The organism is Mucilaginibacter mallensis (assembly GCF_900105165.1).
GTDB classification, from domain to species: Bacteria; Bacteroidota; Bacteroidia; order Sphingobacteriales; family Sphingobacteriaceae; genus Mucilaginibacter; species Mucilaginibacter mallensis.
Genome location: NZ_LT629740.1, coordinates 4,052,024 through 4,078,899, shown reverse-complemented (window position 1 = coordinate 4,078,899; position 26,876 = coordinate 4,052,024). Strand labels below are relative to the sequence as shown.

General features: G+C 40.3%; 21 protein-coding genes. 13 read left to right on the top strand and 8 right to left on the bottom strand.

Annotated elements, in window-relative coordinates; translation table 11 throughout:
* Window positions 1-59 precede the first annotated feature (59 nt).
* From BLU33_RS16355 to BLU33_RS16340, 4 genes are all read left to right on the top strand, one after another.
* Window positions 60-3,575 (top strand): PKD domain-containing protein, encoded by a 3,516-nt coding sequence (locus tag BLU33_RS16355; RefSeq protein ID WP_157682185.1) that lies wholly within the window; start codon window positions 60-62, stop codon window positions 3,573-3,575.
* A gap of 197 nt (window positions 3,576-3,772) precedes the next feature.
* Window positions 3,773-7,930 (top strand): T9SS type B sorting domain-containing protein, encoded by a 4,158-nt coding sequence (locus BLU33_RS16350; RefSeq protein WP_157682183.1) that lies wholly within the window; start codon window positions 3,773-3,775, stop codon window positions 7,928-7,930.
* Between the two features lie 381 nt (window positions 7,931-8,311).
* The gene (locus tag BLU33_RS25695) at window positions 8,312-8,449 is read left to right on the top strand and encodes a T9SS type B sorting domain-containing protein (protein WP_091380669.1); all 138 of its coding nucleotides are present in this window, start codon (window positions 8,312-8,314) and stop codon (window positions 8,447-8,449) included.
* Window positions 8,450-8,511: 62 nt separating this feature from the next.
* Entirely contained in the window at window positions 8,512-9,528 is a 1,017-nt protein-coding gene (locus BLU33_RS16340) for a PorP/SprF family type IX secretion system membrane protein (protein WP_091375322.1), read from the top strand.
* Window positions 9,529-9,649: 121 nt separating this feature from the next.
* Here the strand turns inward: BLU33_RS16340 and rpoN are convergent, their stop codons facing one another.
* Window positions 9,650-11,125: an RNA polymerase factor sigma-54 gene (rpoN, locus tag BLU33_RS16335; RefSeq protein WP_091375318.1), complete on the bottom strand. Its 1,476-nt coding sequence runs from the start codon at window positions 11,123-11,125 to the stop codon at window positions 9,650-9,652.
* 150 nt (window positions 11,126-11,275) lie between these two features.
* Here rpoN and mscL point away from each other — a divergent pair, with 150 nt between their 5' ends.
* Complete coding sequence (mscL, locus tag BLU33_RS16330) at window positions 11,276-11,683, top strand: large-conductance mechanosensitive channel protein MscL (protein ID WP_091375315.1); 408 nt, start codon at window positions 11,276-11,278, stop codon at window positions 11,681-11,683.
* A 144-nt stretch (window positions 11,684-11,827) separates the two neighbouring features.
* On the opposite strand, the gene BLU33_RS16325 is transcribed toward mscL, so the two are convergent.
* Window positions 11,828-12,706, bottom strand: a complete 879-nt coding sequence (locus BLU33_RS16325; protein WP_091375313.1) for a ChaN family lipoprotein — start codon at window positions 12,704-12,706, stop codon at window positions 11,828-11,830.
* A 135-nt stretch (window positions 12,707-12,841) separates the two neighbouring features.
* Between BLU33_RS16325 and BLU33_RS16320 the strand changes: the two genes are divergently transcribed.
* Window positions 12,842-13,060, top strand: a complete 219-nt coding sequence (locus tag BLU33_RS16320; protein ID WP_091375311.1) for a hypothetical protein — start codon at window positions 12,842-12,844, stop codon at window positions 13,058-13,060.
* 215 nt (window positions 13,061-13,275) lie between these two features.
* On the opposite strand, the gene BLU33_RS16315 is transcribed toward BLU33_RS16320, so the two are convergent.
* Complete coding sequence (locus BLU33_RS16315) at window positions 13,276-13,827, bottom strand: hypothetical protein (protein WP_091375308.1); 552 nt, start codon at window positions 13,825-13,827, stop codon at window positions 13,276-13,278.
* Between the two features lie 73 nt (window positions 13,828-13,900).
* Here BLU33_RS16315 and ung point away from each other — a divergent pair, with 73 nt between their 5' ends.
* Entirely contained in the window at window positions 13,901-14,590 is a 690-nt protein-coding gene (gene ung, locus BLU33_RS16310; protein ID WP_091375305.1) for a uracil-DNA glycosylase, read from the top strand.
* A 56-nt stretch (window positions 14,591-14,646) separates the two neighbouring features.
* On the opposite strand, the gene BLU33_RS16305 is transcribed toward ung, so the two are convergent.
* Entirely contained in the window at window positions 14,647-15,117 is a 471-nt protein-coding gene (locus BLU33_RS16305; protein WP_091375303.1) for an Lrp/AsnC family transcriptional regulator, read from the bottom strand.
* Window positions 15,118-15,243: 126 nt separating this feature from the next.
* Here BLU33_RS16305 and BLU33_RS16300 point away from each other — a divergent pair, with 126 nt between their 5' ends.
* The 3 genes from BLU33_RS16300 to smpB all read left to right on the top strand — a co-directional run bounded on the left by BLU33_RS16300 (window position 15,244) and on the right by smpB (window position 18,453).
* Window positions 15,244-15,894, top strand: coding sequence for a metal-dependent transcriptional regulator (locus BLU33_RS16300; protein ID WP_091375300.1), 651 nt, complete (start codon window positions 15,244-15,246; stop codon window positions 15,892-15,894).
* Window positions 15,891-17,780 (top strand): Nramp family divalent metal transporter, encoded by a 1,890-nt coding sequence (locus BLU33_RS16295; protein WP_091375298.1) that lies wholly within the window; start codon window positions 15,891-15,893, stop codon window positions 17,778-17,780. The genes BLU33_RS16300 and BLU33_RS16295 overlap by 4 nt, the downstream gene beginning before the upstream one ends.
* Before the next feature lie 220 nt (window positions 17,781-18,000).
* The gene (gene smpB / locus BLU33_RS16290; RefSeq protein WP_091375295.1) at window positions 18,001-18,453 is read left to right on the top strand and encodes an SsrA-binding protein SmpB; all 453 of its coding nucleotides are present in this window, start codon (window positions 18,001-18,003) and stop codon (window positions 18,451-18,453) included.
* A gap of 88 nt (window positions 18,454-18,541) precedes the next feature.
* Here the strand turns inward: smpB and BLU33_RS16285 are convergent, their stop codons facing one another.
* Complete coding sequence (locus tag BLU33_RS16285) at window positions 18,542-19,198, bottom strand: protein-L-isoaspartate(D-aspartate) O-methyltransferase (RefSeq protein WP_091375292.1); 657 nt, start codon at window positions 19,196-19,198, stop codon at window positions 18,542-18,544.
* A 363-nt stretch (window positions 19,199-19,561) separates the two neighbouring features.
* Here BLU33_RS16285 and BLU33_RS16280 point away from each other — a divergent pair, with 363 nt between their 5' ends.
* Window positions 19,562-19,909, top strand: a complete 348-nt coding sequence (locus BLU33_RS16280; protein ID WP_091375290.1) for a hypothetical protein — start codon at window positions 19,562-19,564, stop codon at window positions 19,907-19,909.
* An 84-nt stretch (window positions 19,910-19,993) separates the two neighbouring features.
* On the opposite strand, the gene BLU33_RS16275 is transcribed toward BLU33_RS16280, so the two are convergent.
* Genes BLU33_RS16275 through BLU33_RS16265 form a run of 3 tightly spaced genes read right to left on the bottom strand, consistent with a single transcriptional unit; the run spans window position 19,994 to window position 23,361 of the window.
* Window positions 19,994-20,467, bottom strand: a complete 474-nt coding sequence (locus tag BLU33_RS16275; protein ID WP_091375287.1) for an OsmC family protein — start codon at window positions 20,465-20,467, stop codon at window positions 19,994-19,996.
* A gap of 9 nt (window positions 20,468-20,476) precedes the next feature.
* Window positions 20,477-22,966 (bottom strand): replication restart helicase PriA, encoded by a 2,490-nt coding sequence (gene priA, locus BLU33_RS16270; protein ID WP_091380665.1) that lies wholly within the window; start codon window positions 22,964-22,966, stop codon window positions 20,477-20,479.
* Between the two features lie 8 nt (window positions 22,967-22,974).
* The gene (locus BLU33_RS16265; RefSeq protein ID WP_091375282.1) at window positions 22,975-23,361 is read right to left on the bottom strand and encodes a DUF423 domain-containing protein; all 387 of its coding nucleotides are present in this window, start codon (window positions 23,359-23,361) and stop codon (window positions 22,975-22,977) included.
* A gap of 359 nt (window positions 23,362-23,720) precedes the next feature.
* Between BLU33_RS16265 and BLU33_RS16260 the strand changes: the two genes are divergently transcribed.
* Both BLU33_RS16260 and BLU33_RS16255 read left to right on the top strand, forming a co-directional pair.
* Window positions 23,721-25,310, top strand: coding sequence for a hypothetical protein (locus BLU33_RS16260; protein ID WP_091375280.1), 1,590 nt, complete (start codon window positions 23,721-23,723; stop codon window positions 25,308-25,310).
* 114 nt (window positions 25,311-25,424) lie between these two features.
* A complete protein-coding gene (locus tag BLU33_RS16255) occupies window positions 25,425-26,876 on the top strand; it encodes a DUF5723 family protein (RefSeq protein WP_091375277.1) in 1,452 nt (483 codons plus the stop codon).

The following is a 26,876-nucleotide window of genomic DNA, read 5'->3' as shown; positions in this document are numbered from 1 at the left end:
TTTTAGTCAAAAAACATCTGTCCAAATAATAAACCGGCTATTAGTGATTTTTTATACGTGTGAGAACTTTGTATTCAACAGCGATAGCTGTTATATTTATTTTTTGTTGTTTACAGGGTTATTCGCAGGGCAGTACGAATAAAGGTACGGAGTTTTGGACGGCCTATATGGCTAATTCAAATCCACCGGGTACTACTATGGGAAGCCAGATGGACCTGTACATTACATCAGATGTAAATACATCAGGCACGGTTGAGTTTGAGGGTGGGAGCCCCTCCATGCCATTTAATGTTACTGCTAACCAGGTAACCGTTTTAAACATGCCGGCAGCCGCATATATAGGCGTCCAGGGGCAATCTCACAATACTATTCATATTACTTCATTAAAACCGGTAGCCATATACGCGCATATTTTTGCGGAGAATTCATCCGGCGCTACATTACTGTTGCCCGTAAATACATTAGGCAAGGATTATACCTCTATTAATTATACCCAAAAAGCCAACCAGACTGCTTATTCAACATTTATGGTTATAGGTACTGAGGATAATACCACTGTTGAAATTACTCCTTCTGTTGGATTGCTTGACGGTACACCCGCAAATAAAGCTTTCTCCGTGGTTTTAAACAAGGGCGATGTTTACCAGGGGCTTGCAGGTAATGACCTTACCGGCACTCACATACAATCAGTAAGTTCGGGCACTGAGGCTTGTAAAAAGATAGCTGTTTTTTCAGGCAGCACACGAATTCAAATAGGTTGTAATCCTAAGGATAATTCCTCCGATAATCTTTTTCAGCAGGTATACCCTACAGCATCATGGGGTAAGAATTATATAACAGTGCCCTTAAAAAACCGGGATTTTGATATCATTAGAGTGATTTTGAGCAATCCGGCTACCAATGTTACCATAAACGGGCAGCTTATGGCTCCAGGCTCATTTATAAATGGATTGTATTATGAGTTTAACTCATCGCAGCCAAATATCATTACTGCCGATGAACCTATCCAGGTTGCACAATACGCGGTTTCGCAAGGTAATACGAATACGACAACATGCGATAATGATCCTGCTGATATTGGTGATCCCGAAATGATCTACCTTACGCCGCTTGAGCAAACCCTGGATCATGTAACCCTGTTTTCAACCAGTAATTATTTGATATTAGCTAGTTATATTAATGTGCTAATAAAAACTGATGCCGCATCTTCATTTAAACTCGATGGGCAACCGTATAACCAGTTTTCGGTAGTGCCTAATAATAATTTGTACTCGTACGCGCAAATATCAGTGAGTAATGGCACACATAATATAAGCGCGAGTGATGGTTTTAATGCCATTGCCTATGGCTTTGGCGAACATGAATCATACGGCTACGCTGCCGGTGCCAATTTGCAAGATCTGGATGAATATATCGCACTACAAAACCCACAAACCAAGGCCACGCAAAGCAATGGTTGTACGGGTGTTAATTATAATTTACAATTAACACTGCCATATAAAACCACCAGTATACAATGGGATTTTCAAAACGGCACCACGCCTTATACCGATACCAAGCCTGTCGCTGTTGATTCAATAACAAAAGGAACCCAGACATTATATATTTATAGTTACCCTAAAAATCCGGTGATTTATAGCAGCGGAAGTTATTCGGTGATAGTCACTGTATTTAACCCAACAGCTGATGTATGCGGTTCAACAGAAACTATTGAGCTGGATTACACCATATCTAACCCGCCCGTTGCAAAATTTAGTGTAGATAAGCCTTGCTTTGGCGATTCAACCCAGTTTACGGATCAAACCGTTGCCAGTAACACCATAAAAAGCTGGTTATGGAACTTTGGGGATAACCAGCAATCAACCCTGCAAAACCCTGCACATAAGTATTTAAAACCCGGTAATTATAATGTGAGTTTAACGGTTACGGATATTGATAGCTGTACATCAGTTTTTAGTGTGCCCAATTTAACTATAGATGCCCGGCCGGTTGCTCTTTTTGCAGCATCAACCCCTGATTGTGAAACCCAGAATATAACGTTTACTGATCAATCAACTACTGCCACCGGCAACCTTGTAAAATGGATATGGGACTTTGGCGATGGTACAACAGATACAGTTACCTCTAAAACCGCGCTGGTTAACCATACATATGCAAAAGCTGGCATTGATACCGTAAAATTGATTGTAATTAATGATAGCGGTTGCTCAAGCCTGGCTTATGCACAGCCTGAAACAATTAACCCCATGCCTGTGGTTGATTTTACTCTGCCCGATGTTTGCCTGGCAGCCGCTAATGCCCAGTTTACAGATGCAAGCACTATTACTGATAATACACAGGACGATTTTACCTATCTGTGGAATTTTGGCGATGCCAACGCAAATGATGCGAATGCAAATACATCCAACCTGAAAAATCCTCAGCATAAATACTCGCAGGCAGCTAATTATAATGTTACGCTAACGGTTACCTCAAAATATGGTTGTTCGGTTTCAAAAACTCAGCTATTTACAGTTAACGGGTCAAACCCGGCAGCTCATTTTTTTGTGGAAAATAGTAATGACCTGTGCAGCAGCGATAATATTGTTTTTGAAGACAGGTCATCAGTTGATTTTGGTAATATAACCAGTATAGTATGGTATTTTGATTATAATAATAACCCTGCCAATTCTGTAGTTTATACCCGGAGCAATATGCCTGCCGATAAAAAATATTACCATCAGTATCCGCTTACCAATTCAGATAAGCCCCAATACTATGATGTGAGAATGGTGGTGTATTCAGGGGCCAGCCAGTCTTGCGCAAGCGAGCTTGATTCAACCATTACGGTGAACGGAAACCCTACGGTTACTTTAACACAATTGGGGACCGTATGTTCAGGATCGGCACCTGTGCAGATCATTGCAAATACCGGTGAATACACAGGCACAAGTGTATTTAGCGGTACGGGAATTTCACCGGCAGGCTTGTTTAGTCCGGGTGTTGCAGGGCTGGGTACATTTACTATTAATTATCTGTTTACGGCAACAAATGGCTGTACCTATACAGCATCGCAACAGGTTAATGTGGTTCCTACACCGCAGATAACTGTTGACTCAAGTATTACGATGCTTGAGGGATCGGAAGTTAGATTGAATGCCACAGCCACCGGCGATAATCTTACTTATAAATGGACGCCAGCAACCGGTTTAAACCGCGATGATATACCAAACCCGGTTGTAAGCCTCAATAATGATGTACAATACACGCTAACTATTACCTCGGGCAATAATTGTACTGCTACAGCCACCGTATTGGTTAATGTTTTAAAAAACCTGGTAATACCTAATACATTTACCCCTAACGGCGATGGTATTAATGATACCTGGAATATAAAATATCTGGATAATTACCCCAATTGCACAGTTGATATATTTAACCGTTATGGTGAAAAATTATTTACATCCGTTGGCTACCCTATACCATGGGATGGTAAATATAAAGGCAGTAATTTGCCGGTAGGTACCTATTACTATATCATCAACCCCAAAAACGGCCGTAAACAGGTTTCAGGCTATGTAACTATTATCAGGTAATAGTTTGTTTAGTATTTACAACTAAACGGTTAAAAATAAGCAAGTTCAATTATTAAATTAATTTATATTGATATATTTATAATCGGCAGAAAGCATAATAAAATAATTAATACGTGGGGATTTATAAAAGAGCAGCGGCGATAGTTATTGTATTTACTTGTTATTGTTTGTACGGTTATTCGCAGGGTACTACAAGCATGGGCACGGAATTTTGGACCGCTTACATGGCCAATACCAATCCCCCCGGTACCAGTACTGGCAGCCAAATGGATCTGTATATCACATCAAACGTAAATACTTCGGGCACTGTTACGTTTTCTGATGGAAATACCCCAACACCTTTCACCGTTACAGCTAACAAGGTTACTGTTTTAACTATGCCAGCGAGCACCTATATAAGTTCGCAAGGGACATTTAATGAAGGAATCCATATTACATCATTACAGCCGATAGCCATTTACGCACATATTTTTGCAAATGAATCATCAGGAGCAACTTTATTACTGCCTGTAAATGCCATGGGTAAGGATTATTATTCCATTAACTATACTCAAAAAGCTAATGAAGTAGCCTATTCTACCTTTATGGTTATTGCAACCGAGGATAACACTACAGTTGAAATTACACCTTCAGTAAACCTGCTTGATGGTACAGCTGCAAATACTCCTTTTACGATTACACTAAAAAAAGGCCAGGTGTACCAGGGACTTGCAAATAAGGATCTTTCCGGTACACGCATACGCTCTATTAGTTCAGGTTCGGGACCATGTACAAAAATTGCAGTATTTTCCGGCAGTTCACGGATTGAGATTGGCTGTAATGCTTCGCAGATATCGTCTGATAATCTTTTTCAGCAGGTATATCCAACAGCGTCATGGGGCGAAAATTATATAACTGTGCCGCTTGCAGGCAGGAGTTATGATGTATTCAGGATAATTTTGAGTAATCCTGCTACCAATGTACAGGTGAATGGCAAGGCAGTGGCAGCCAATTTGTTTGTTAACGGGTTTTATTATGAGTTTAATGCTACAACCCCCCAGGTTATTACTGCCGATCAGCCCATACAGGTTGTGCAATATGCTGTTACACAGTTTGATACTGAGTCGTGCGGGACTGATGAGAACGATATAGGTGATCCGGAAATGATCTTTTTAACACCGATTGAACAAACTGTAAATAACGTAACACTATTTTCAACCAGTAACTATAAAATACTTCATAGCTATATTAATGTAACCATTAAAACAAGTGATGTGCCCACATTCAGGTTTGATGGCCAAAATTATGCGTCAGCGTTTACCCGTGTACCTGGTGATGAATCATATTCTTATGCTCAACTACCCGCTGCATCCGGAACGCATACGCTAATTGCCGCGAATGGTTTCAACGCTATTGCCTATGGTTTTGGCCAGGCTGAATCATATGGATATGCTGCAGGAGCTAATCTGCAAAATTTAAATACCAACATCACATTACAAAACCCGCAAAATAATACCTTACAGGTAAACGGTTGTACGGATGTTAACTATAATCTGGAGCTTACCGTACCGTACAAAATCACAAGTATAACCTGGGATCTGCAGGATGGGAGCACACCCTATCAGCAAAATAATCCTGTAATAGCCAGTACCACACAAAATGGCTCGCAAACTATATATCACTATCTGTATTCTAAAGGCCCGATCAATTTTAACAGTGGTGATCATACCGTGATCGCAACTGTATTTGATCCCAGTACTGATGAATGTGGTTCAACACAACAAATTCAAGTGGACTTTAAAATAACAGATCCACCTGTTGCGAAGTTCGACGTGGATAATACGCAACTTGATTATGCCACAACATTTATTGATCAGTCAACTTCAACAGCTACAATAGAATCATGGGCCTGGGATTTTGGCGATGGGCAAACCTCATTTTTAGAAAATCCAACAAACTTATATGCAAAGCCAGGCAAGTATACTGTTACTTTAACGGTAACTGACGTTAATGGTTGTTCATCAGTTTATCAAAAAACAATATTTGTACCAATTGTAGCAACTGTAGTTAAAGGCTCAATAGGTGCATGTGCAGGTAGTGCTTCGGCAAGTCCAAATATCGAGCAATTTACAGTTTCAGGCAGTGGCTTATCTGATAATATTGTTGCCGCGGCTCCAGCTAACTTTGAAATCTCGTTTTCGCCCAATACCGGTTATTCAAGTGGATTAATTATCAATCAAAGCAATGGAACAGTAAATAACATTGTAGTATATGTACGCTCGATTGCAACAGCGCCTGTAGGCAATATTGCAGGTGATGTTACATTAACTTCAACTGGAGTAACGGGGCAAAAAGTGGCGGTAACAGGTATAGTAAATGAATTACCAAGTGTAAATGCTGTGGCTCCCCAAAAGATTACAAGCGGCGAACTTTCACAGCCTGTAAATTTTACTGGTACAAGTAATGGCTTTACTTGGGTTAATGACACACCCGGTATCGGCCTGCCTGCAAGCGGTATAGGGAATATATCAGCATTTACAGCGATTAATAATACTAAGAACCCAATTGTTGCTACCTTAAAGGTAACTCCAATGTCGTTAACAATTGCATATATAGCAAATGCCAATGCTAACAGTGTTTCGGTTATTAATACAGTAACAAACGAAGTAGAGGCTTCCATACCTGTAGGCCTTTACCCGCAAGGCGTAACGGTAAGTCCTGATGGGAGTAAAGTATATGTATCAAATTATCTTGGTAATAATGTATCAGTAATCAGTACTTATACTAATACAGTTGTAGCAACTATAACGGTGGGAATCACTCCTTTTGGCATGGCAGTAAGCCCTGATGGCAGTCGCCTGTATGTAACCAATACATTAGCAAATGATATTGTAGTGGTAAATACGGCGACCAGCAAAATTGAAGCAACAATTACAGTAGGTTCACGACCTGTAGGCCTGGCAATAAGCGCTGATGGCAGCAGGGTTTATGTAACCAATTCCGACCCTACCGCTAACAGTGTTTCGGTAGTTAATACTGCCACTAATTCAGTTATAGCCACAATACCCGTTGGCACTTCGCAGGGCGGAATAATATTAAGTCCGGATGGTAGTTTATTATACGTAGTAAATACCGGTTCAAATGCATTGTTAATTATTAATACCGCTACTAACACGATTACATCAACCATACAGGTTGGCACTTATCCTTTTGGAATATCAATGACGCCTGATGGCAAAAGATTGTATATAACAGATTCACAGGCAAACGTTGTTTCGGTGGTTAATACAGTAACAAATACTGTAATAGCAACAATACCGGTAGGTACCGATCCTTTTGGTGTAGATGTAAGCCCCGATGGAGCCCAGGTATATGTTGCAAACAATGGAACTAATACAGTGTCGATAATTAATACTGCTAATAATACAGTATCTAAAGTTCTTCAAACTGAACCGGGGCCAAGTTCCTTTGGTAAGTTTATTGTAGCCGGTACAGGTTGTACAGGACCGCCGGCAACATTTACTATTACGGTAGATCCATCAAATATTGTTATTACTGCAAATGGTAATTTACCGCCACTAAGCACCAACTATGGCATACCATCATCATCAGGCAGTTTTACAGTATCAGGAGATAACTTAAAAGAGCGTATATTGGTTACACCTCCACAAGGGTTTGAGGTAAGTACTGACGATATTCATTTTAGTAATACTGTTACAGTTGGCGCAGCCGGGAATGTTGCATCAACTACAGTTTATGTTAGATTAACAGCAACTACGCCGGTTAATAGTTATTCAGGTAATATTGTTTTAAGTAGTACAGGGGCCGGATCAGCAAATGTACTTGCTACCGGAGCTGTGTTACCAGCACCGTTAACTATAAAAGCTGACAACAAAACCCGAACTTTTGGAACAGCTAATCCACCTTTAACTGCAACATATACAGGATTTGTAAATAATGAAACGGCTGCCAAATTAGCTATTCAGCCATTAATTACAACAACTGCAATTATAACCTCGCCCATTGGTGAATATCCTATTACAGCAAGTGGGGCGGAGTCTCCCAATTATACCATTTCTTATTTGCCAGGAATTTTAAATGTAGTTGCTGCTGGTTTAGTAATACCAAATACGTTTACCCCTAATGGTGATGGTATTAACGATACCTGGAATATTAGATATATTGAGAATTATCCCAATTGTACGGTTAATATATTCAACCGCTACGGTACAAAGCTGTTTACATCAGTTGGTTACCCAATACCATGGAATGGGAAATATAATGGCACTAATTTGCCCGTTGGTACTTATTATTATATTATTAACCCGGGCAACGGGCAAGATACTGTTTCGGGTTATGTGGCTATTATCAGATAAAAATAATGGGCTTTTAAATTCCAATATTTAGTCTGTTTAGGCAGGCCTGATATTATTTTAGATCTGGAAAATGGCACCGGCATAATGTCGGGCTGGGTGGCGATTATAAAGATAATTATAAGATTACTGCTATCGTAGCAATAAAAATGAGGGTAAAGAGTTAGGGAAGGGTTAGGATAATATAGTAAGCAATAAAAGCAAATTCAATACAAGTTTTTCCATTAATTGTGCTTCAGTAACAACAACATGGCTGTTTTTTGCGTACAAGCCGTAAACCCGGCTGGAGCAATTAATCATACTATTACACATTTGGGGTAGGTTTATCCGGGAATAATAGTGTACTCTTTGCGGGATTAATGCAAATAGTGCCTGTAAGATAAAATATATATAGAAAATTATCCAAATTGTAAGGTAGACATATACAACCGATACGGAGAAAAGTTATATTCGTCAATTGGTTATCCTATCCCACGGGATGGGAAGTATAAAGGCGCTATTTTACCTATAGGGACATATTAGTATATTATAAATCCTGAGGATGGCGTAAGGCTATTGCTGGGTATGTAGCAATTATTAGATAAATGAAAAGAAAGTTACTTTTATTAATTTGTTTTGTTTCGATTATACAATTGGCATCCGCACAGCAAAAGCCGCAGTATACACAATATGTCTTCAATAATTTTCTTTTAAACCCAGCGCTCAGCGGTATTGAAAACTATACCGATGTTAAAGCCGGCTATCGCAGCCAGTGGACAGGTTTGCAGGGAGCGCCACAAACCAGTTACATAACATTAAGCGCACCGCTTGGCAGTGAGTTTTTAAATGGCGATGCTACCGAAATGCCGCCGGGTGGCGGAGAAGACCCTATGAGCAGGTCATATACACAAAACTATCAGGCTGCACCGGCACATCACGGTATTGGGTTTATGCTGGTATCAGACAAAGCAGGCCCTATCACCACTACAAATATTGATGCTACTTACGCTTATCATATTGGTTTAACAAGCAGGCTTAACCTGTCATTAGGTGTTGCGGCAGGTGTTGCCCGTACCAATTTAAATACGTCGGAACTTACACTTGAAAACGCTTTTGACCCTGCAGTTGATAATGCAAATAATGCCCAATGGAGCCCCGACTTGAATTTAGGTGTATGGGCATATGCATCAGATTATTATTTTGGTGTTTCGGTACAACAAGTATTGCCTGAGAAATTATATTTCAGCACTAATAATAAATACGACCAGAGTAAAACTGTGCCCCATTATTTTTTTACCGCTGGCTATAAGTTATTTTTATCCGATGACCTTACATTGCTGCCTTCATTCCTGATAAAACAGATAAATCCTGTTCCTTTAACTTATGATGTAAACATGAAAGTATCTTTCAGGGACATATTCTGGGTAGGAGGTTCATATCGCCATAACGATTCATTCGGTATACTGGCAGGCTTTAATATCAGCTCGCTTATTAATGTAGGTTATTCTTATGATATTACCACATCTGCCTTAAATACAGTAAGTAATGGTACGCATGAAATTGTGCTAAGCCTACTGCTTAATAACAGATATAAGGTTACTTGTCCACAGCACACGTTTTAGCCCCCTAACCCCCTAAAGGGGGAACTTTTTGATTTACTATTTTTCATCATACAATAAAGGCCCTGTTTTATTTAAAACAGGGCCTTTATTATTATTACTCCCCCTTTAGGGGGCTGGGGGGCTAAAGTTCTTTCCTCAGCCTTGCTACCGGGATGTTCATCTGTTCGCGGTATTTAGCTACGGTACGGCGGGCTATGTTGTAGCCGCTTTCTTTTAGTATGTCGGTTAGTTTTTCGTCGGCCAATGGGTGGCGTTTATCTTCTTTGCCGATGTGTTCTTCCAGTATTTTTTTAACCTCTTTGTTTGATACTTCCTCACCGCTTTCGGTTTGTATCGCCTCGGAGAAGAATGATTTTAACAGGAATGTGCCATGCTCTGTTTGTACATATTTTGAGTTAGCCACACGCGATACTGTTGAAATATCCATGTTTATTTTATCGGCAATATCTTTCAATATCATCGGCTTTAAATTCTTGTCATCGCCGGTTAAAAAGAAATCGTATTGATATTGCATTATGGCGTTCATAGTTTTCAACAGGGTTTGCTGGCGTTGTTTTATAGCATCAATAAACCATTTTGCCGAATCTAGCTTTTGCTTTACAAATTGTACAGCCTCTTTCAGTTTCTTATCTCTTTGTGAAGCTTTATCATAATGTTGAAACATTTCCTGGTAAGATCGGCTTACCCTTAACTCAGGCGCGTTTTTTGAGTTGAGGGTGAGTATAAGCACCCCATCGCTGTTAATGATATGAAAATCGGGGATCACCTGCATTTGCTTGGTGTTCACCTCGTTTGAGTCGCCTGGTTTTGGGTTGAGCTTTAATATTTCATTTACCACGCCACGCAGCTCCATGGAGTTCATGTTTAATGATTTCTCCAGCTTATCGTAATGCTTACGGGTGAACTCATCCAGGTAGTGCTCAACTACCAGTATAGCTTTTTTAACGATTGGGTCGTTTGGGTCTTTTTTGCGCAGTTGTATCAGCAAGCACTCCTGCAGGCTGCGTGCGCCAACACCCGGCGGGTCAAAGCTTTGTATTACGGCCAGCATTTCTTCCACTTCCTCATCTTCGGCCATTACGTTTTGCGAAAAGGCAAGATCATCGGTAAGTGAAGTTATAGGGCGGCGCAGGTAGCCGTCATCATCTAAACTGCCTATTATTTGTTTGCCTATTCTGAAATCTTTATCTGAAACCGGTAGCAGGTCAAGCTGTGCCTGCAGACTTTCAAAAAAAGAGCTTTGTACCGCAATAGGTATCTCTTTACGTTCGTCCTCATCATCACCATTCTGGTCATAGCGCGATCCGTAATCATTTACGTTGTCTTCCTGTAAATAATCATCAATATTAAACTCATCCATCTCGCCTTTCTCTTCATCGCCGTTGTAGTTATCTTCATCGGGATCGCGGTCGGGATATTGTTCTTCAGGCTCGTTCAGGTTGGTTAAACTAAGGTCTTCAAGCGCGGGATTTTCTTCCAGTTCTTCTTTAATACGGGTATCTAATGAAACCGTAGGTACTTGCAGCAATTTTATAAATTGTATTTGCTGCGGTGAGAGCTTTTGTAAAAGTTTTTGTTGAAGATTCTGTTTAAGCATAAATTAGATAGCGCAAAAATACAGTAATTAACAATAACTTTAAACAATAGTTACAGTATGCTGCATAAAGTTGTAAAAGTTTAAAAAGTACTATTTGTTTGGCTTTCTTGTTTTTTTATTAATAACTTTAATCAAATTAAAACCAATCTTATGTCAATAGTAAAGGAATTTAAAGATTTTATTAATCGCGGTAGTGTTGTTGACCTTGCTGTGGGTGTTATAATAGGTGCCGCTTTTGGTAAAATAGTAACCTCATTGGTAACCGATATTATAATGCCACCACTCGGTGTTCTGCTTGATGGTATCGACTTTAAAGATCTTCATTATACGTTAAAAGATGCAGTGGGTAAGAAGCCGCCCGTATCAATTAACTACGGTTTATTTATAAACAATATTATCGACTTTGTAATAGTAGCATTCTGTATCTTTTTGATAGTAAAAGGCGTGAACTCAATGAAGAAGGAAGAGCCTGTACCAGCCCCCGTACCTGATCCGGAACCAACAAAAGAAGAGCTGTTACTTACCGATATCCGAGACCTGCTTGCTAAAAGTAAATAGTTCATTTGCTCACTGGTTCATTAGTCTTGTAGCTTTTAGAATCTCTTTAAGAGAAACTTACGAAGTTTTCAAAACTTCGTAAGTTTATATACCGAAGGGCATACATCCTGCAAATCAATTTAATCTTATAAATCCCGGTTCTTCTTAGAATGTCTTCGGTAACTTAGGGTCGGTTAGTATAATATAATCGCCCATTTTGCTGAATTTGGCCCAATCGGGGTTATCGAAGCTGTCATCGGCATAAGCGGCAATATTTATTATGCGTGCTTTTGGGTTATACTTTAATAATTGTGCGGCCGTGCCCAGCTTTTCTTCGCTGTGGAAACCGCCGTTTATTTGCAGTATTTTATAATCGGGATGATTCTTCGTGAACCGGGCTATCGACCAGCCCATGGTCGCATCCCATAAATTTTGTGCCTGGTACATCTGCATGCCGGGCATGGAGGCATGGCCGCCCATAATTTGCACAAATTTATCATAGTAGGGTCCTGTAGCGGTATCAATAGGCAGGGGTGGTAACCAACTCTTGCCAATGGTGTCCAACTGTCGCAGGCTGCTTAATCCCAGTCGGTTAACCATACTGGTATAGCGTGATGGCGCATTTGCTGCTATAACTGGTATGTTGCTGCTTTTAGCCAGTTCTATCAGCGGACGATAGTCGCCATAATTTGGCCAGGCTTTGGCATCGTTTGTAAAATTGTTTTCGCTGATGAGTCCTTTCAAATATTCGTTCAAAACTGTTTGCCTGTCTGTCTCAAACATTTCCATTGATAAGGCAATTTTACGCGGATATTTTTCTGCTAAATTTTTAAGCAATATTAATTCCAACTGATGCCCTGTAGAATCATTGTGCTCTTCACCGAAAAATAAGACATCAGCATCGGTCATCTCATTTATGATATTGTCAATAGAGATCAGCTTTTTGCTGTGTGTATTATATATTTTGTAATGAGATATGGAGGTGTTCTGACTAAATGAAAAAAATGGGAGAAAGAGCACAAACAGATAGGTGGTAATTTTCATCAGGCAGGGTTAAACAGGATAATTACTTTAATTAATTTTAATAACAATTTGTTAATGAAACCTTAAAAGGAAACAAACTTATGTGAAAAATATGTTGTTTATTTTTATCAACACATAATATACAATAATTATATCATGACTAACTCAATTCTCGAAATTACAGAAAACGAATATTTAATAAAGCTAAACAGGCAAAATTTTAACCTGTCGTTTATTCGCAGCTTATTAAAAATGGTTGAAGTGGCAAACCCTGCTGATGATCATAACAATATGATGATGTCTGACAGGCGTATAATTACCAGTCAAAGTAATTCATCAGAGCCTGAATATTACAGCTCGATAGACGAAAAATAATAGCGTTTTAATTTTTTGTAGAGACGCAATACATTGCGTCTCCGAACCGCTATATTAAAAAAAAGACACAATATATTGTGTCTCTACGTGTTTACGTAGAATTTATCCTAAAAAGACGCAAAGTGTTGCGTCTCTACATCCTTTTTTAAATTTTCCGGGCATAAAAAAAGACGCAATATTTTGCGCCTTTCTATATTTTATTGAGGATGCCTGTTTTAGAACTGGCGATATCCGCCCCTTACTACCTGCTGTTTATCCATTTGCGCCATTTGGGCTTTCATCATTTTGATCTGCTCGGTAAGTAATTTGTTCTTATCGTCCTTAGTGGCTTCAGATAAGTACATCTGCGCTTCGCGCTTGTTGCGTTTTGCCATTGATATACCTGCCAGGCTTAGTTTAGCCAAAGCGATGTTGTGCGACATCTTCATGCCTAACTGCAGTGATTTTTTAAAGTATTTCTCTGATTTTAAAGGCGCTTTGCGCGATTCTATCAATCCGATAAGCAGGTTATAATAGCCATGCTGGGTTTTGTTCAGTTCCTTTTCGTAATCCTTAATTTTTAATAACCATAATTCGGCTTTTTCATTTTGTTCTTTACGCAAAAACCATTGTGCTATAATCATGTTTTCGTTAAAGAAAAAGCTAAGTAATACAATACCACCTAAAAGTAATACCAGTATGCCCCACCACCACGAGCCGGTAGCACAAAGTGCAACGGCACCGCCAAAGAACACACAGGCTATAATTAATCTGAAAATATTTGACATAATTTGAAATGCAATAAACTGAGTGCAAATATCCGTTAATTTGCACCATAAATCAACATCTATATTAATATTTATGGCGGTAGAAATGGAACCCTCATGGCTGCAGGTTTTGGGCGATGAGTTTGACAAAGATTACATGATAAAACTGAAGCAGTTTTTAAAGGAAGAGAAGGAAGCTGGCTACAAAATATATCCCAAAGGCAGCGATATTTTTAACGCTTTCTGGAAAACCCCGTTTACAGATCTGAAAGTTGTAATACTGGGGCAGGATCCATACCATGGTGCTAACCAGGCACATGGGTTATCATTCTCGGTACAAAAAGGGATTAATCCGCCGCCATCGCTAAAAAATATTTATAAAGAGTTGCAAACAGATATTCCTGGCTTTACCATACCCGAAACCGGCGACCTTACCGAATGGGCTGAGCAAGGCGTGCTGTTGTTAAACGCCACGCTAACTGTTAGGGCAAGCAGCCCCGGTTCGCATCAGAAAAGCGGATGGGAGATTTTTACCGATACCGTGATCAACAAGATTAGCGAAAAGAAGGAAGGTATCATATTCCTGTTATGGGGAAAGTTCGCGCAAAACAAAAGCGAGCTGATTGATGCAAGGAAACACCATATATTAAAGGCAGCCCATCCATCGCCATACTCGGCCAGTAATGGTTTTTTCGGCTGCCACCATTTCTCAAAAACGAATGAGATATTGAAAAAGGAAGGGAAGAGGGAGATTGATTGGCAGATCAGCCCCCCGACCCCCTAAAGGGGGAGGAGCAAATATGCTAATCAAAAGTTCCCCCTTTAGGGGGCGGAGGGGGCTTAATACTCCAACGGTACTATCGGTTCCTTTTTACTGGTTGACATGATCATCATGGTTTGGAACGTTTTAACCACGGTGATGCGGCTTATTTTTTCCATGATGAGCTGCTCATATGATTTGATATCGCGTACATAAACTTTTAGCAGGAAATCGCACTGGCCGGTTACGTGATGGCATTCGGTTACTTCCTTAATGTTCTGTATCTCATCAATAAAAGTCTGGATGGTGTTTTTCTGATGAAAATCCAGCGATATCTGTATAAATGTTTTTATACCCAGGCCCAGCTTCTCTTCATCAACCAGGGCATGGTAACTTTTAATATATTCGGCGTTCTCCAGCTTGCGCACACGCTCTAATGTAGGCGCTGGTGATAGGCCTATCTCATTGGAAAGCTGTAAGTTAGTGATCCTGCCATTTTCCTGCAGGATCTTAAGAATCTGTAAATCTATTTTATCGAGTTCTGTTGCCATAATGGATGCAAATATAGATTTAAGTTAGTTCACAGAATAAAATTTTTTGAAAATTACTTTTAACAGAAATAAATTTTTTTGTCATAAAATTTAGACTTGTCTAAATTTATAATTAGATTTGCTTAAATGAGCACGTTAGCCGAAGAAAATTATTTAAAATGCATTTATCACTTGTCGCTGAACAGTGAAAATGTGAGCACTAACCAGATTTCAGCTTCAATAAATACCCGTGCCGCTTCGGTAACGGATATGCTTAAAAAGCTGGCGGATAAAGAGCTCATTAACTATACCCGTTACCAGGGGGTAAGCCTTACTCCGGCAGGTGAAAAAATTGCTGTTCATATCATCAGAAAACATCGTTTGTGGGAATATTTTTTGGTGGAGAAGCTGGATTTTAAATGGGACGAGGTGCATGAAATGGCCGAGGAGATGGAGCACATATCATCAATGGAGCTGGTTGACAGGCTGGATAAATTTATGGGCTACCCAAAATACGACCCGCATGGCGACCCGATACCAGACAGCAACGGACAATTTAAAAAGCATGACCTGCAGCCTGTATCAACCATTGGTGTTAATGCTACAGGTGTAATTTCGGGAGTGCGGGATCATTCGCCCGGCTTTCTGCAATATCTTGAAAAACAACAATTAACTATAGGAAAGAAAATAACCGTGACAGAAATTAATACTTACGACCATTCAATGGTTTTGGAGATAGAGGATTCGGAAATACACATCAGCCGCGAGGTTGCCAATAATTTACTAATTACCTTATGACCGATCAGCATAACGAATCATTGGGCAGTGTGCACAGCTCAGTAATTACCGAGAATAAAACCGGTTGGCGTAAATTCATGGCCTTTATTGGTCCTGCGTACTTAGTGAGCGTTGGTTATATGGACCCGGGCAACTGGGCAACCGACATAGCAGGAGGCAGCGCGTTTGGCTATAAGCTGATATGTGTGCTGTTTGCATCGAATTTAATTGCCCTGTTGCTGCAATCATTAAGCGCGAGGCTGGGCATAGTGCGAGGGCTCGACCTGGCGCAGGCATCAAAATACAGCTATAACCGCTTTGTTAACTTTTGCCTTTATATACTAGCACAGATAGCCATAGTGGCCTGTGACCTGGCGGAGATTATTGGTATGGCGATAGGCTTGAACCTGTTATTTCATTTACCGCTGATATGGGGCGTATCGCTTACCATAACTGATACGGTGCTGATGCTGTTTTTAATGAACAAAGGCATGCGCAAGCTGGAAGCCTTTATTGTATCAATGATATTTGTTATCGGCTTATCTTTTTTGGTGGAGATGTTTATTGTAAAGCCCGATTTTGTGGAGGTAGCCAAGGGCTTTATACCAACCAGCTTAACCGGGAGCTCATTATACCTGGCTATCGGTATAATTGGCGCTACGGTGATGCCACATAACTTGTATTTGCATTCATCGCTGGTACAAACCCGTAAAATAACCCGTACTGATGCGGGAATAAAATCAGCCATTAAGTTTAATATATGGGATACGCTAATTGCCCTGAATGTTGCTTTCGTTGTAAATGCCGCCATACTTATATTAGCGGCCAGCGCGTTTTTTACAAACGGATATTTTCAGGTTGCCGAGATACAGGATGCTTATAAATTATTGGAGCACATATTTGGTTCGTTAGCACCGGTATTGTTTGCAATTGCATTGATTGCATCGGGCCAAAGTTCAACTATAACAGGAACGCTTGCCGGGCAAATTATAATGGAAGGCCATATTAACCTGCGTATTGAGCCATGGCTAAGGCGATTGCTGACACGTGTACTAGCTATTGTGCCCGCGGTTTTTACTATACTTTACTTCGGCGAAACAGGCTTGGGTAGCCTGATTATTTTAAGTCAGGTGGTGTTGAGCCTGCAACTGGGTTTCGCGGTTATACCGTTGATACATTTTGTGTCCGACCGTAAAAAGATGGGTAACTTTGCTATTGGCCCGGTGGTGAAAATATTAGCCTGGGGTTGTGCAATTATAATAGTGGGACTAAACGCGCAATTGGTTTATCAGCAGTTAGGCGATTGGGAAAAAGCATCGCCTACGGCAGCGCTTTGGATATATATAGCGGTGTTTCCCGTAGTTATAGGTATTGCTTTGCTGTTGATATATGTGTTTTTTCGCCCAATATTTTTTAAACATAAATATCAGCCTAAATATGTACCGCATGGGCTGGCTACGGTTATTGATGAGCTTGATGTTATTAAATATCACCATATAGCCGTAACTATTGATTTTTCACAGAATGATACGGAATCCATAAGGCATGCTATAATGCAGGGAGGTAAGCATGCCGATTACACGCTGATACACGTTGTTGAAACGGCAGGTGCCAGGTATTATGGTGATGAAGTGATGGATCAGGAAACGCAAAGTGATTTGGATAATTTAGATAAGTATGTAGATGCGTTAAAGAAGTTGGGTTACAAAGCCTCGCCTAAAATTGGATATGGTGCTCCGGCAGCGTCTATAGCCAAAATAGTGAATAATGACCATATTGATTTTATAGTGATGGGCTCACATGGGCATAAAGTGATTAAGGATCTGATATTTGGCACAACGGTGAATAGGGTGAGGCATATGGTGAATGTGCCGGTGTTAGTGGTGAAGAGGCCGCCAGCCTCCTAAAGGGGGAGTTTCTGATTTTACCCTCTTTATCGCTTGCGATAGAGAGGGTGGTCGAGCGAAGCAAAGACCGGGTGAGTTAACTATACGGGCGATAAGGCGTAAATGCACTGGCGGTGTTGACTCACCCCGACTACGCTACGCTGGTCGACCCTCTCTCCGCTGCGCGCAAAGGGGGTGGGGAGAACAGGACAAACAAAATTATTCGCATATTTGCAGTGTAATGATTGAGGAAAAGATATATATAAAGAATAAGAAGGCCTATTTTGAGTACCACATACTGGATAAATATGTAGCTGGTATAAAACTGTTGGGGACCGAGATAAAATCCATCCGTGAGGGTAAGGCAAACATTAATGATGCTTTTTGCACCTTTATAAATGAGCAGTTGTATGTAAGAAATCTGCATATATCAGAGTATTCCTACGGCTCATTCTACAACCACGAGGCCAAGCGTGATCGTGTGTTATTACTCAATAAAAAAGAACTTAAAAAACTCCTAACCCGCGGCGAGGAAAAAGGCCTGACCATTGTGCCGCTTGCTTTGTTCATCAGCGAGCGTGGTTTTGCTAAGCTGGAAATAGGCCTGGCACAGGGTAAGAAAACTTTTGATAAGCGCGAGACTTTGAAAGAACGTGATACTAAAGTGGAGATGGATAGGGCGATGAAAAGGTAAGCTCAGCCCCCCGACCCCCTAAAGGGGAGCAAAAGTGCAAGGCGAAGAATACGCTTATCAAAAACTCCCCCTTCAGGGGGCTGGGGGGTTACCACGCCTTATCACCCACCAACGGCACAAATCTAAAAGTATCCAATACTATTTCCTCATAATCATACTCACCAACCTTTAATACGGTTACCATTTTTTGTGATTTTTCATCACCTACCGGGATGACCAGGATACCGCCGATGGCTAATTGCTGCAGTAGTGTTTCGGGTATAACGGGTGCCCCCGCGGTTACTATTATTTTGTTGTAGGGTGCATGTTCGGGGATGCCTTTTGAGCCATCGCCTAAAAAGAAATTGGGCTTGTAGCCGATGTTTGGTAAAACGTATGAAGTGCGTTCATAGAGTTGTTCCTGTCGCTCAATGGTATAAACTACTGCGCCAAGTTTTAATAAGATACAGGTTTGATAACCGCAGCCGGTACCGATCTCCAGTACTTTGTCGCCTTTTTGGATGTGCAATAACTCGGTTTGATAGGCTACGGTGTAAGGTTGTGATATAGTCTGCCCGGCACCTATGGGGAAAGCGATATCCTTGTAAGCCTGGTTCCAGAAAGTTTCATCAAAAAAGAAATGGCGTTTTACCTGGCCTATGGCTTCCAGTACTTTTTCATCTGCAATTCCTTTTTTTCTTAATACCTCAACCAGTTTCTTACGTGCGCCCTGTTCCTTATAGTTATCGGTGAATTTGTATGCCATTGCATGGCTAATTTACTATCATTTTTAGGATTTAGGTAATGCTAATCACATAGGTAAATTTAAGGTGATGTAAGTAAGCAGGTTAAAATTATAAGCGGATTTATACATATTGACTTGCTTGTTTAATATTTTGGCTAAAGCCACTTTTATTCTAATATTATCCGTCCCATAAATGGGACGGCAATGAATGAGATGATAGCTGCTACAAGATTTAGCCTGCATTATATTCATTGCCGTTGGCTTTAGCCAACGGATAAAAATATTTGAATTAGGGCTTTAGCCAAAGATGTTTGCAGGATAAATCAGACTATGTGTAGCGTAGCAGCTACTTGCCCCGTACCATCTAATATATATTATAACCGAATGAAACTAAACCTATTCTACAAGTCAATTTTAAGCATTTCGACATTATCTGTTTGCGCAATTTTATCCTGCAAAAAAAGCGATCACTCAACTAATATTATAAATGCTGATGCAACTATTATAAACACAGGCTCGTCGGCAGCAGATGGCTGCGGCTGGCTTATACAAACAGATTCGCCCGACAGTACTTTCAGTGTTCCTGATCTTCCGGCTAAATACATGATAAACAATTTAAAAGTACATATTGCTTATCACAAACTGGCAACCAGGTTTTATTGTGGTCAGCTCCCTGCAGCAAAGGATCCAGGCTTTACAGAAATTGAACTGGATGCGGTAGAAACGCGTTAGTATCAAGTCAATAGTTGTTAGTCGCAAGTCTAAAGCCGTATTTCGTCGTTTTCGGCTTTTGACTTGAGACTAGTGAAGCTATGTTTACTTACTTAGTACTTCGCAAACAGGTTTATGTAGTATAGGGAAGTTGCACGAGTTGGCTATAAAACATAATTCGTTGGCTTTATGATGCAGTTCATTTGCCTTGTCAACCATAGCAGCATCATTTACAATAACAAGTGGATGTAACGTAACCTCAGTAAAATGGCCACCACCATTGGCGGTTTCTGTCATGGTGCCTGTTGCCGCATCGGTATAATCAACTACAATAACGCCTGCTTCTGAACATAAGTGAAGGTACCATAGCATATGGCATGATGAGATCGACATGACCAGTAATTCTTCGGGATTATACCTGGTGCCATCGCCGCGAAAGGCAGGATCAGACGAAGCGGGAACCAATGGCTTGCTTCCGGTATTGAGTTCATGATTTCGGCTGTAATCACGGTAAGCGCTTGTTCCTTTGCCCAGGTTGCCGGTCCACGTAAGGTTTGTTTTATATTGATGAGTTTTCATGCTAATATATTAATAAGGGTCAACATCAGGCTGAACTATGCTGCCCTTGCTCAATTTAGTGGTTTGAAACTGTGTTATCGTATCCCTGATAACAGTTTTTGCTTTATTAATGGATATGGCATCCTTTTCAAATTTTAGCAGGATGGATTGGATGTAAAAATTACGGATCCGGCTAACCAATGGCGCTTGCGGGCCAATTACCCGTTCATCACCAAAATGCTTGCGCAGCTCTTTTGCGAGATAAATAGCCTGGTGGTATAATACCTCCGGGTCTTTATGTTTTATATCTAAATTAATAAGACGATAGAACGGAGGGTATTTAAAGCTTTTACGTTCCGTCATCTCTGTAAAATACAGATCCTTATAATCGTTCTCAATCACTTGTTTTATCACCCGATGACCGGGATCATAGGTTTGGATAACTACCTTGCCCTGCTTGCCTCTGCGCCCAGCCCTGCCGCTTACTTGTGCCAGCATCTGGAAACTGCGCTCATTGGCCCGGTAATCCGGGAATTTGAGCAGACTATCAGCATTAATGATACCTATAACGGTAACATCAGCAAAGTCCAGGCCTTTGGCAACCATTTGTGTGCCAACAAGAATATCGATCTTCTTTTCTTCCAGGTTGTTCAGGATAGTTTGTAAAGAGTTACGCGAGCGGGTGGTATCCAAATCCATGCGGGCGATGCGGGCATCGGGGAGGATCAGGCTCAGTTCGTCCTCCACCTTTTCGGTGCCAAAGCCTTTATATTCCAGGTGAGTTGATCCACAAGCCGGGCATATAGTAGGTGAATCCTCCTTGTAACCGCAATAATGGCAGTGTAGTTTACCACTGCTTTTGTGAAAAGTTAGACTTACGTCGCAATTAATGCATTTTGGCGTGTAGGCACACATTTTGCACATCAAAACCGGGGCATAACCACGGCGGTTCTGAAACAGGATCACCTGCTCTTTATTGGCTAAAGCCTGCTGTATATCTGCAATCAACACACTGGTAAAGTGCGATTGTATAGTTTTCTTTTTGGTTTCCTCGGCTATGCTTACTATCTCTACTAAGGGCATTTCAACGCCGCCAAAGCGTTCGCTTAGTTCAGTAAAGCCATATTTATGGGTACGGGCATTGTAATAACTTTCAAACGATGGGGTAGCCGATCCTAACAGCACTTTGCCTCCGTGCATATTGGCTAAAAAAATAGCTGCATCACGTGCATTGTAGCGTGGTGCAGGATCAAATTGTTTGTACGATGTTTCGTGCTCCTCATCAACAATGATCAGGCCCAAATCATTAAACGGCAGGAATACCGATGAGCGAGCGCCCAGCACCACCTTGTATTCATTGTTCAATACCTTTTGCCAAACTTCCACACGTTCATTATCATTAAAGCGGGAGTGGTACACGCCAATATTAGCACCGAAATACACACGAAGCCGTTCAATAATATGCGTGGTAAGCGCTATTTCCGGGAGCAGATAAAGTACCTGCCTGCCGGTTTGGATCATCTCCTCGATCAGTCGGATATAGATTTGTGTTTTGCCCGATGAGGTTACGCCATGCAGCAATACCACATCCTTTTCAGCAAACTGATCGCTGACGCTTTTTAAGGCCTCCTGCTGTTGTTCGCTTAGCTCGAAGTTATTGATGGCTTCTTCTTCCTCAAAATACAGGCGACTTACATTCTTCTCTTCCGGGATGAAGACTTCTTTTTCAATTAGCGTTTTAATGCTTGCTGCTCCCGCGCCACTTTCTTCAATCAACTCGTTTTTTGAGATAGTTTTTTGCTGCCGCGATAGTTTAATATAAGCTAATACTGCATCCGCCTGCTTTGGTGCTTTTTTCTCAAGGATGCCAAACAGTTCCCGCCTGTTATCCGGGTCGTTATAAAAAGGGTTCAGCGTAATAAAAGTACGTTTGCGGGGTTTATACCGCTCGCTAACTTCTTCTGATATATTGATAACGTTCTTTTCGAACAGCAATTTCAATATCGGCATCACCTGTTTTTGACCGAGCAGTTTCACGATGTCGCTTACGGTTAGTTCGGGTTGGATATCCAAAGCCTCTACAATCAAAAACTCCTTATCGTGCAAAGTGCTACGGTCGACAGGGAAATCCTTGTTGAGCATGATCTTGGTTTCACTGGCCAACTTTAAGGCCGATGGTAGTGCGGCGCTCATTACTTCGCCAACATTGCACATATAATAATCGGCCAACCAGTACCAAAAATGTAGCTGTTCATGGGTTACTACGGGCTTGTCATCCAAAATTTCAACTAAATATTTAGCCTCATATTTTTCGGGGGCCTGTTTGCCAATGCCGGCTATTATAGCGGTGTAGAGCTTGCTTTTACCAAACTGCACAACGGCGCGTTTACCAATGGCAACGCTGTCATTGAGTTCATAAGGGACACGATAGGTGTAGTTTTTCGCTATCGCCAAAGGCAATATCACCTCTACAAAAAGTGTTTCCCTGTCGGTATGTTCGGCTTGGGCAAATTCTAACATGGATGTGCTCATTTACTTTTAAAAGCGGCCATAGCCAGCGTTGCCCAGCCAATAATAAACAGCAAGCCGCCAATAGGGGTTATAGGCCCCATTATCCACAGCCAGCTTAAACCGATCAGATCGCGGCAGGCCAGCAGGTATAATGACCCTGAAAAAAAGACGATACCTAAAGTAAAAAGGTAATAGCTGGCATTAATTAACCTATTTTTGGTGTGTGCAAATGTTGAAAGAAACAGCAAAGCAAAAACATGATAAAACTGGTATTGTACTGCAGTATGCCATACTTCTAATTGCGTAGCATCTAAATAAGCTTTTAAACCGTGCGCCCCAAAAGCGCCGGCTATAACAGCCAGCATACCAAAAACAGACGCTGTAATTATGATTTGTTTGTTCATCAGGAGATAAAAGGCTAAGTTAACCAATTGAATGTATTACTTTATTGACACATGGTAAAAATCCGAAGGGAATGCGTTAAAATATTAATCGGGATACCGATGGGTTTAAAACTTTGCATGTTCGAAATATCAAGATTCCCCTCTTGAGAGGGGGGCGTTGACAGTGCGGCTGCAGAGGTGTGTTATTCCGCATGTATAATGACACACCCCTACACCCCTCTCAAGAGGGGAATCGCACAAGGGCTCGTTTTCTTAAACAACATAGCGATGGGTTTTAAACCCATCGCTATGGAAAAAGCAATAGCGATATTTAGTGCTTTTTATCAGCTAAAAATCTAAATTGCATTATTAATTATTGAATGAAAAAACTGGTAATTACCACCTTAATTTTACTGATAGCTGCTGCATATATTACGGTTGTATATTTTAAAAATTTGAATACGCCGGGGTCGCATACCAGCCAGTTGATGGCCACCATACCGGATGATGCTGCATTAATATTTGAATTTAACAACGAACAAAGCTTTTATGATATCTTTAATCAGAACAAACTTTTAGAGTCTGTTATCGGGCAGGAAAAGATCAATAATATTGATACCCTGCGCGTTGAACTATTGAATAACCGTTTGTTACAGCAGTTTTTTGATGGGCAGAATGTGTTCATCTCCCTGCATCCCTTAAAAAATCAGGATGCCGACCTGCTGTTAACCATGGCCGCAGGTAAGGGGTTTGATACTGTAATGATGAACCAGCTGGCAAAAAAGCAACACAATGGTTTAATAATTACATCAACCCGGATAGGGGGGAAGCCGGGTTATAACATTTACATAAATGCTATAAAAAAGCGCTTTTATGTAGTTAACGAAGAAGATGATATTTTTTCGGGAAGCTTTTCTGAAGAATTGGCTGAACAGGCGGCCTCCTATAAACCTAAAAGCGACCGAAAGGATTTTGTGCTGTTATCAGAAAGACAAAACAATAACTCCCTGGCTGATCTGTATGTAAATTACAGCCAGATACAGCCGCTGTTTGATCAGCTGTTTAAAAATAAGAATACCGATGTACTGCGCAGTTTTAAATTACTACCCGCGATGTCGGTTTTAAGCCTTAATTATAAGAGCGATGCCTTTATGTTCAATGGCATTACCACCATTGAAACTGATGAACCATTAAGCTATCTGAATTTATTTGCCGGACAGCAGCCGGTTGTTAATCATTTAAAAGATATTTTCCCTTCAACTACGGCTTATAGCACTAATTTTTCGGTATCAGACCCATTAAAGTTTGAAAAAGACCTTGCATTGTGGCACATTAAAGCAGGCATAAAAAAGGAGAAAGACTCCATATTTAATAAGTTAACCGCTGAAAGTGGGGTGAATTTAAGAATTGAATTTACTAATCTGCTCAGCAATGAGTTTGCGATAGTGACGACCCGCTACCAGGAAAAGTATGCCATTATATCGTTAAAAGATGGTTCAAAGCTGCGGCCATTTATGGTGAATATCAGCCATATGGTTTCAGGTAATTCGGGCCAGTTCAATTATAATAAACTGCCATTTTTTTTATTGGGCGATGCTTTCAGCATTTTCCGGCGGCCGTACTTTATGATAGTGGATAACTATTTGATATTGGCCAATACCGCTGAGGAATTAACCAGTTATTATGATTCCTATATCAATCGTAAATTTATAAGTAAAACAGATAATTATAACCAGTTTAATGATCTCCTGTCTGAAAGGAGCAATATTGCCTTTTTTATCAATTTTAAAAACGCCCTGCCGGTCTTAAAAAAAGATCTGAACAATGGTTTCTATGATTCGCTTGAAAAAAGTGAACCCGGCTGGAAGAATTTTTATGGCGCATCGTACCAGTTTAGCGCTGCAGATAAAAATTTCTACACAAATTTTTGCATGAAACTAAACAATATTGATACTGCCGTGGTTAAATAATAACCAGGAGTTAAAATGCATACAATTGTTACATTTTGTTAATGATAATATTTTATAGCGCAATGGTATAATCTGCGTTATTGAATTATTTTTGGCGCGCGAGAAACAACCTTTATGAATAAACTATCAGTACTGTTTTTATTATTATTTTTCTTCTTTACAACAAAACTATTTGCCCAAACCTACTCACAATACAATACCGGTACATTATTTGATTCGTTTGAAAACCCCTCGCAGAGAAGTTTTATACCCGACTCAAGCCGGATGTATGCTTCTAACTTTTTGATTCCAAATATTGACGGTAATTTTTTCCTGACCGGTGATGCACAGAAAACACTTAAAAACCGATATTATAATGGTTACTATAAAAACGACCTCCTGAAAATAGGATCGGGTAATAATTATAATAATATAAACGCAAATGCCAATGCATATATCCTGATGTTTAAAGTCTTCACCAGCTTAAATGGGAATTCAGAATTGGGATTTTTTATACAAACTAAAGGCAATTTCAGAGGGGCATTTACCGACGAAAATGTAGCGTTGCTTAATGGTGCTACTGATTTTCCTAATAGTTCCTATACCAATGTACTTAATTCAAGATACAATTATCAGCTTTATGGGCAGGGCGGATTTACTTATCGTGAACAGGTGACTAAACAATTTGCTTTTGGTATAAAATTGGGATATGTAACCGGGATATATGATGCAACAGTTAATATAGACCAGTCGAAAATAAACTTTAATAAAAAGGCCGACACCGCGGCATTATATTTAGGCGGTACTTATCGTAAAACACGTAGTATAAATGCAATACCTATATTTAATCCGGGTTTAACGGCAAGTATCGGTACAACATATAAAACTGAAGATGGGTATATTATACAAGGTAATATAAAGGACCTTGGTTTTATTCATTGGAGCCATTTAATGAGGATTTATAATTTTTCGGTTGCTAACGAAACAACTATTAAAGGGCTTTCAACTCCTGAAAGGGAAAGCAATGTTTACGATGCTTTTATTTCGGCGATGCATAATAACGGGAAGGATATATCCTATACCACCCCACTTGATGGAACAGCCGAACTGAGCGTGTCCAAATTATATTGGTTGGGTGATAATAATGCAGTAAGCTATTCACCTACATTAATTGCCTCAAAAGAGTTATTTTATAATGGCTTTACTGGAGTGCTGGTTAATCCTGTGAGTTATCAAAATTATACAGCAACGGTTTCCATGTCATATGACAATAATCAACTGTTTAACCTTGGCGGGCAACTAATGATAAAATCGCCTAATGCTGAGTTTTTTATTGGATCGGATAAGCTTTTACAAAGCGGCAGATTAATACTTGCCGGTATGGGGTCGCAAAAGGAAATAAACGAGTATGGTTCGTTTACCGGGGCTGATATATATGTAGGAGTTTCATTTAAATTCGGGCCGATTATTGAGCACCCGATGAATGCAAGCTATATCCCGATAAATGAGGATGACAATAAAGGTTTTTTAGGCCGCATGTGGGATAAGATATTTAACCCGCATGCAGGATCATTACAAAATAACTAA

What these genes read in the sequence shown, in the direction of transcription:
- BLU33_RS16350 (WP_157682183.1), top strand. Translation starts at nt 3,773, where the DNA reads ATGGGCACGGAATTTTGGACCGCTTACATGGCCAATACCAATCCCCCC.
- BLU33_RS16340 (WP_091375322.1), top strand. Translation starts at nt 8,512, where the DNA reads ATGAAAAGAAAGTTACTTTTATTAATTTGTTTTGTTTCGATTATACAA.
- rpoN (WP_091375318.1), bottom strand. Translation starts at nt 11,125, where the DNA reads ATGCTTAAACAGAATCTTCAACAAAAACTTTTACAAAAGCTCTCACCG.
- mscL (WP_091375315.1), top strand. Translation starts at nt 11,276, where the DNA reads ATGTCAATAGTAAAGGAATTTAAAGATTTTATTAATCGCGGTAGTGTT.
- BLU33_RS16325 (WP_091375313.1), bottom strand. Translation starts at nt 12,706, where the DNA reads ATGAAAATTACCACCTATCTGTTTGTGCTCTTTCTCCCATTTTTTTCA.
- BLU33_RS16320 (WP_091375311.1), top strand. Translation starts at nt 12,842, where the DNA reads ATGACTAACTCAATTCTCGAAATTACAGAAAACGAATATTTAATAAAG.
- BLU33_RS16315 (WP_091375308.1), bottom strand. Translation starts at nt 13,827, where the DNA reads ATGTCAAATATTTTCAGATTAATTATAGCCTGTGTGTTCTTTGGCGGT.
- ung (WP_091375305.1), top strand. Translation starts at nt 13,901, where the DNA reads ATGGCGGTAGAAATGGAACCCTCATGGCTGCAGGTTTTGGGCGATGAG.
- BLU33_RS16305 (WP_091375303.1), bottom strand. Translation starts at nt 15,117, where the DNA reads ATGGCAACAGAACTCGATAAAATAGATTTACAGATTCTTAAGATCCTG.
- BLU33_RS16300 (WP_091375300.1), top strand. Translation starts at nt 15,244, where the DNA reads ATGAGCACGTTAGCCGAAGAAAATTATTTAAAATGCATTTATCACTTG.
- BLU33_RS16295 (WP_091375298.1), top strand. Translation starts at nt 15,891, where the DNA reads ATGACCGATCAGCATAACGAATCATTGGGCAGTGTGCACAGCTCAGTA.
- smpB (WP_091375295.1), top strand. Translation starts at nt 18,001, where the DNA reads ATGATTGAGGAAAAGATATATATAAAGAATAAGAAGGCCTATTTTGAG.
- BLU33_RS16285 (WP_091375292.1), bottom strand. Translation starts at nt 19,198, where the DNA reads ATGGCATACAAATTCACCGATAACTATAAGGAACAGGGCGCACGTAAG.
- BLU33_RS16280 (WP_091375290.1), top strand. Translation starts at nt 19,562, where the DNA reads ATGAAACTAAACCTATTCTACAAGTCAATTTTAAGCATTTCGACATTA.
- BLU33_RS16275 (WP_091375287.1), bottom strand. Translation starts at nt 20,467, where the DNA reads ATGAAAACTCATCAATATAAAACAAACCTTACGTGGACCGGCAACCTG.
- priA (WP_091380665.1), bottom strand. Translation starts at nt 22,966, where the DNA reads ATGTTAGAATTTGCCCAAGCCGAACATACCGACAGGGAAACACTTTTT.
- BLU33_RS16265 (WP_091375282.1), bottom strand. Translation starts at nt 23,361, where the DNA reads ATGAACAAACAAATCATAATTACAGCGTCTGTTTTTGGTATGCTGGCT.
- BLU33_RS16260 (WP_091375280.1), top strand. Translation starts at nt 23,721, where the DNA reads ATGAAAAAACTGGTAATTACCACCTTAATTTTACTGATAGCTGCTGCA.
- BLU33_RS16255 (WP_091375277.1), top strand. Translation starts at nt 25,425, where the DNA reads ATGAATAAACTATCAGTACTGTTTTTATTATTATTTTTCTTCTTTACA.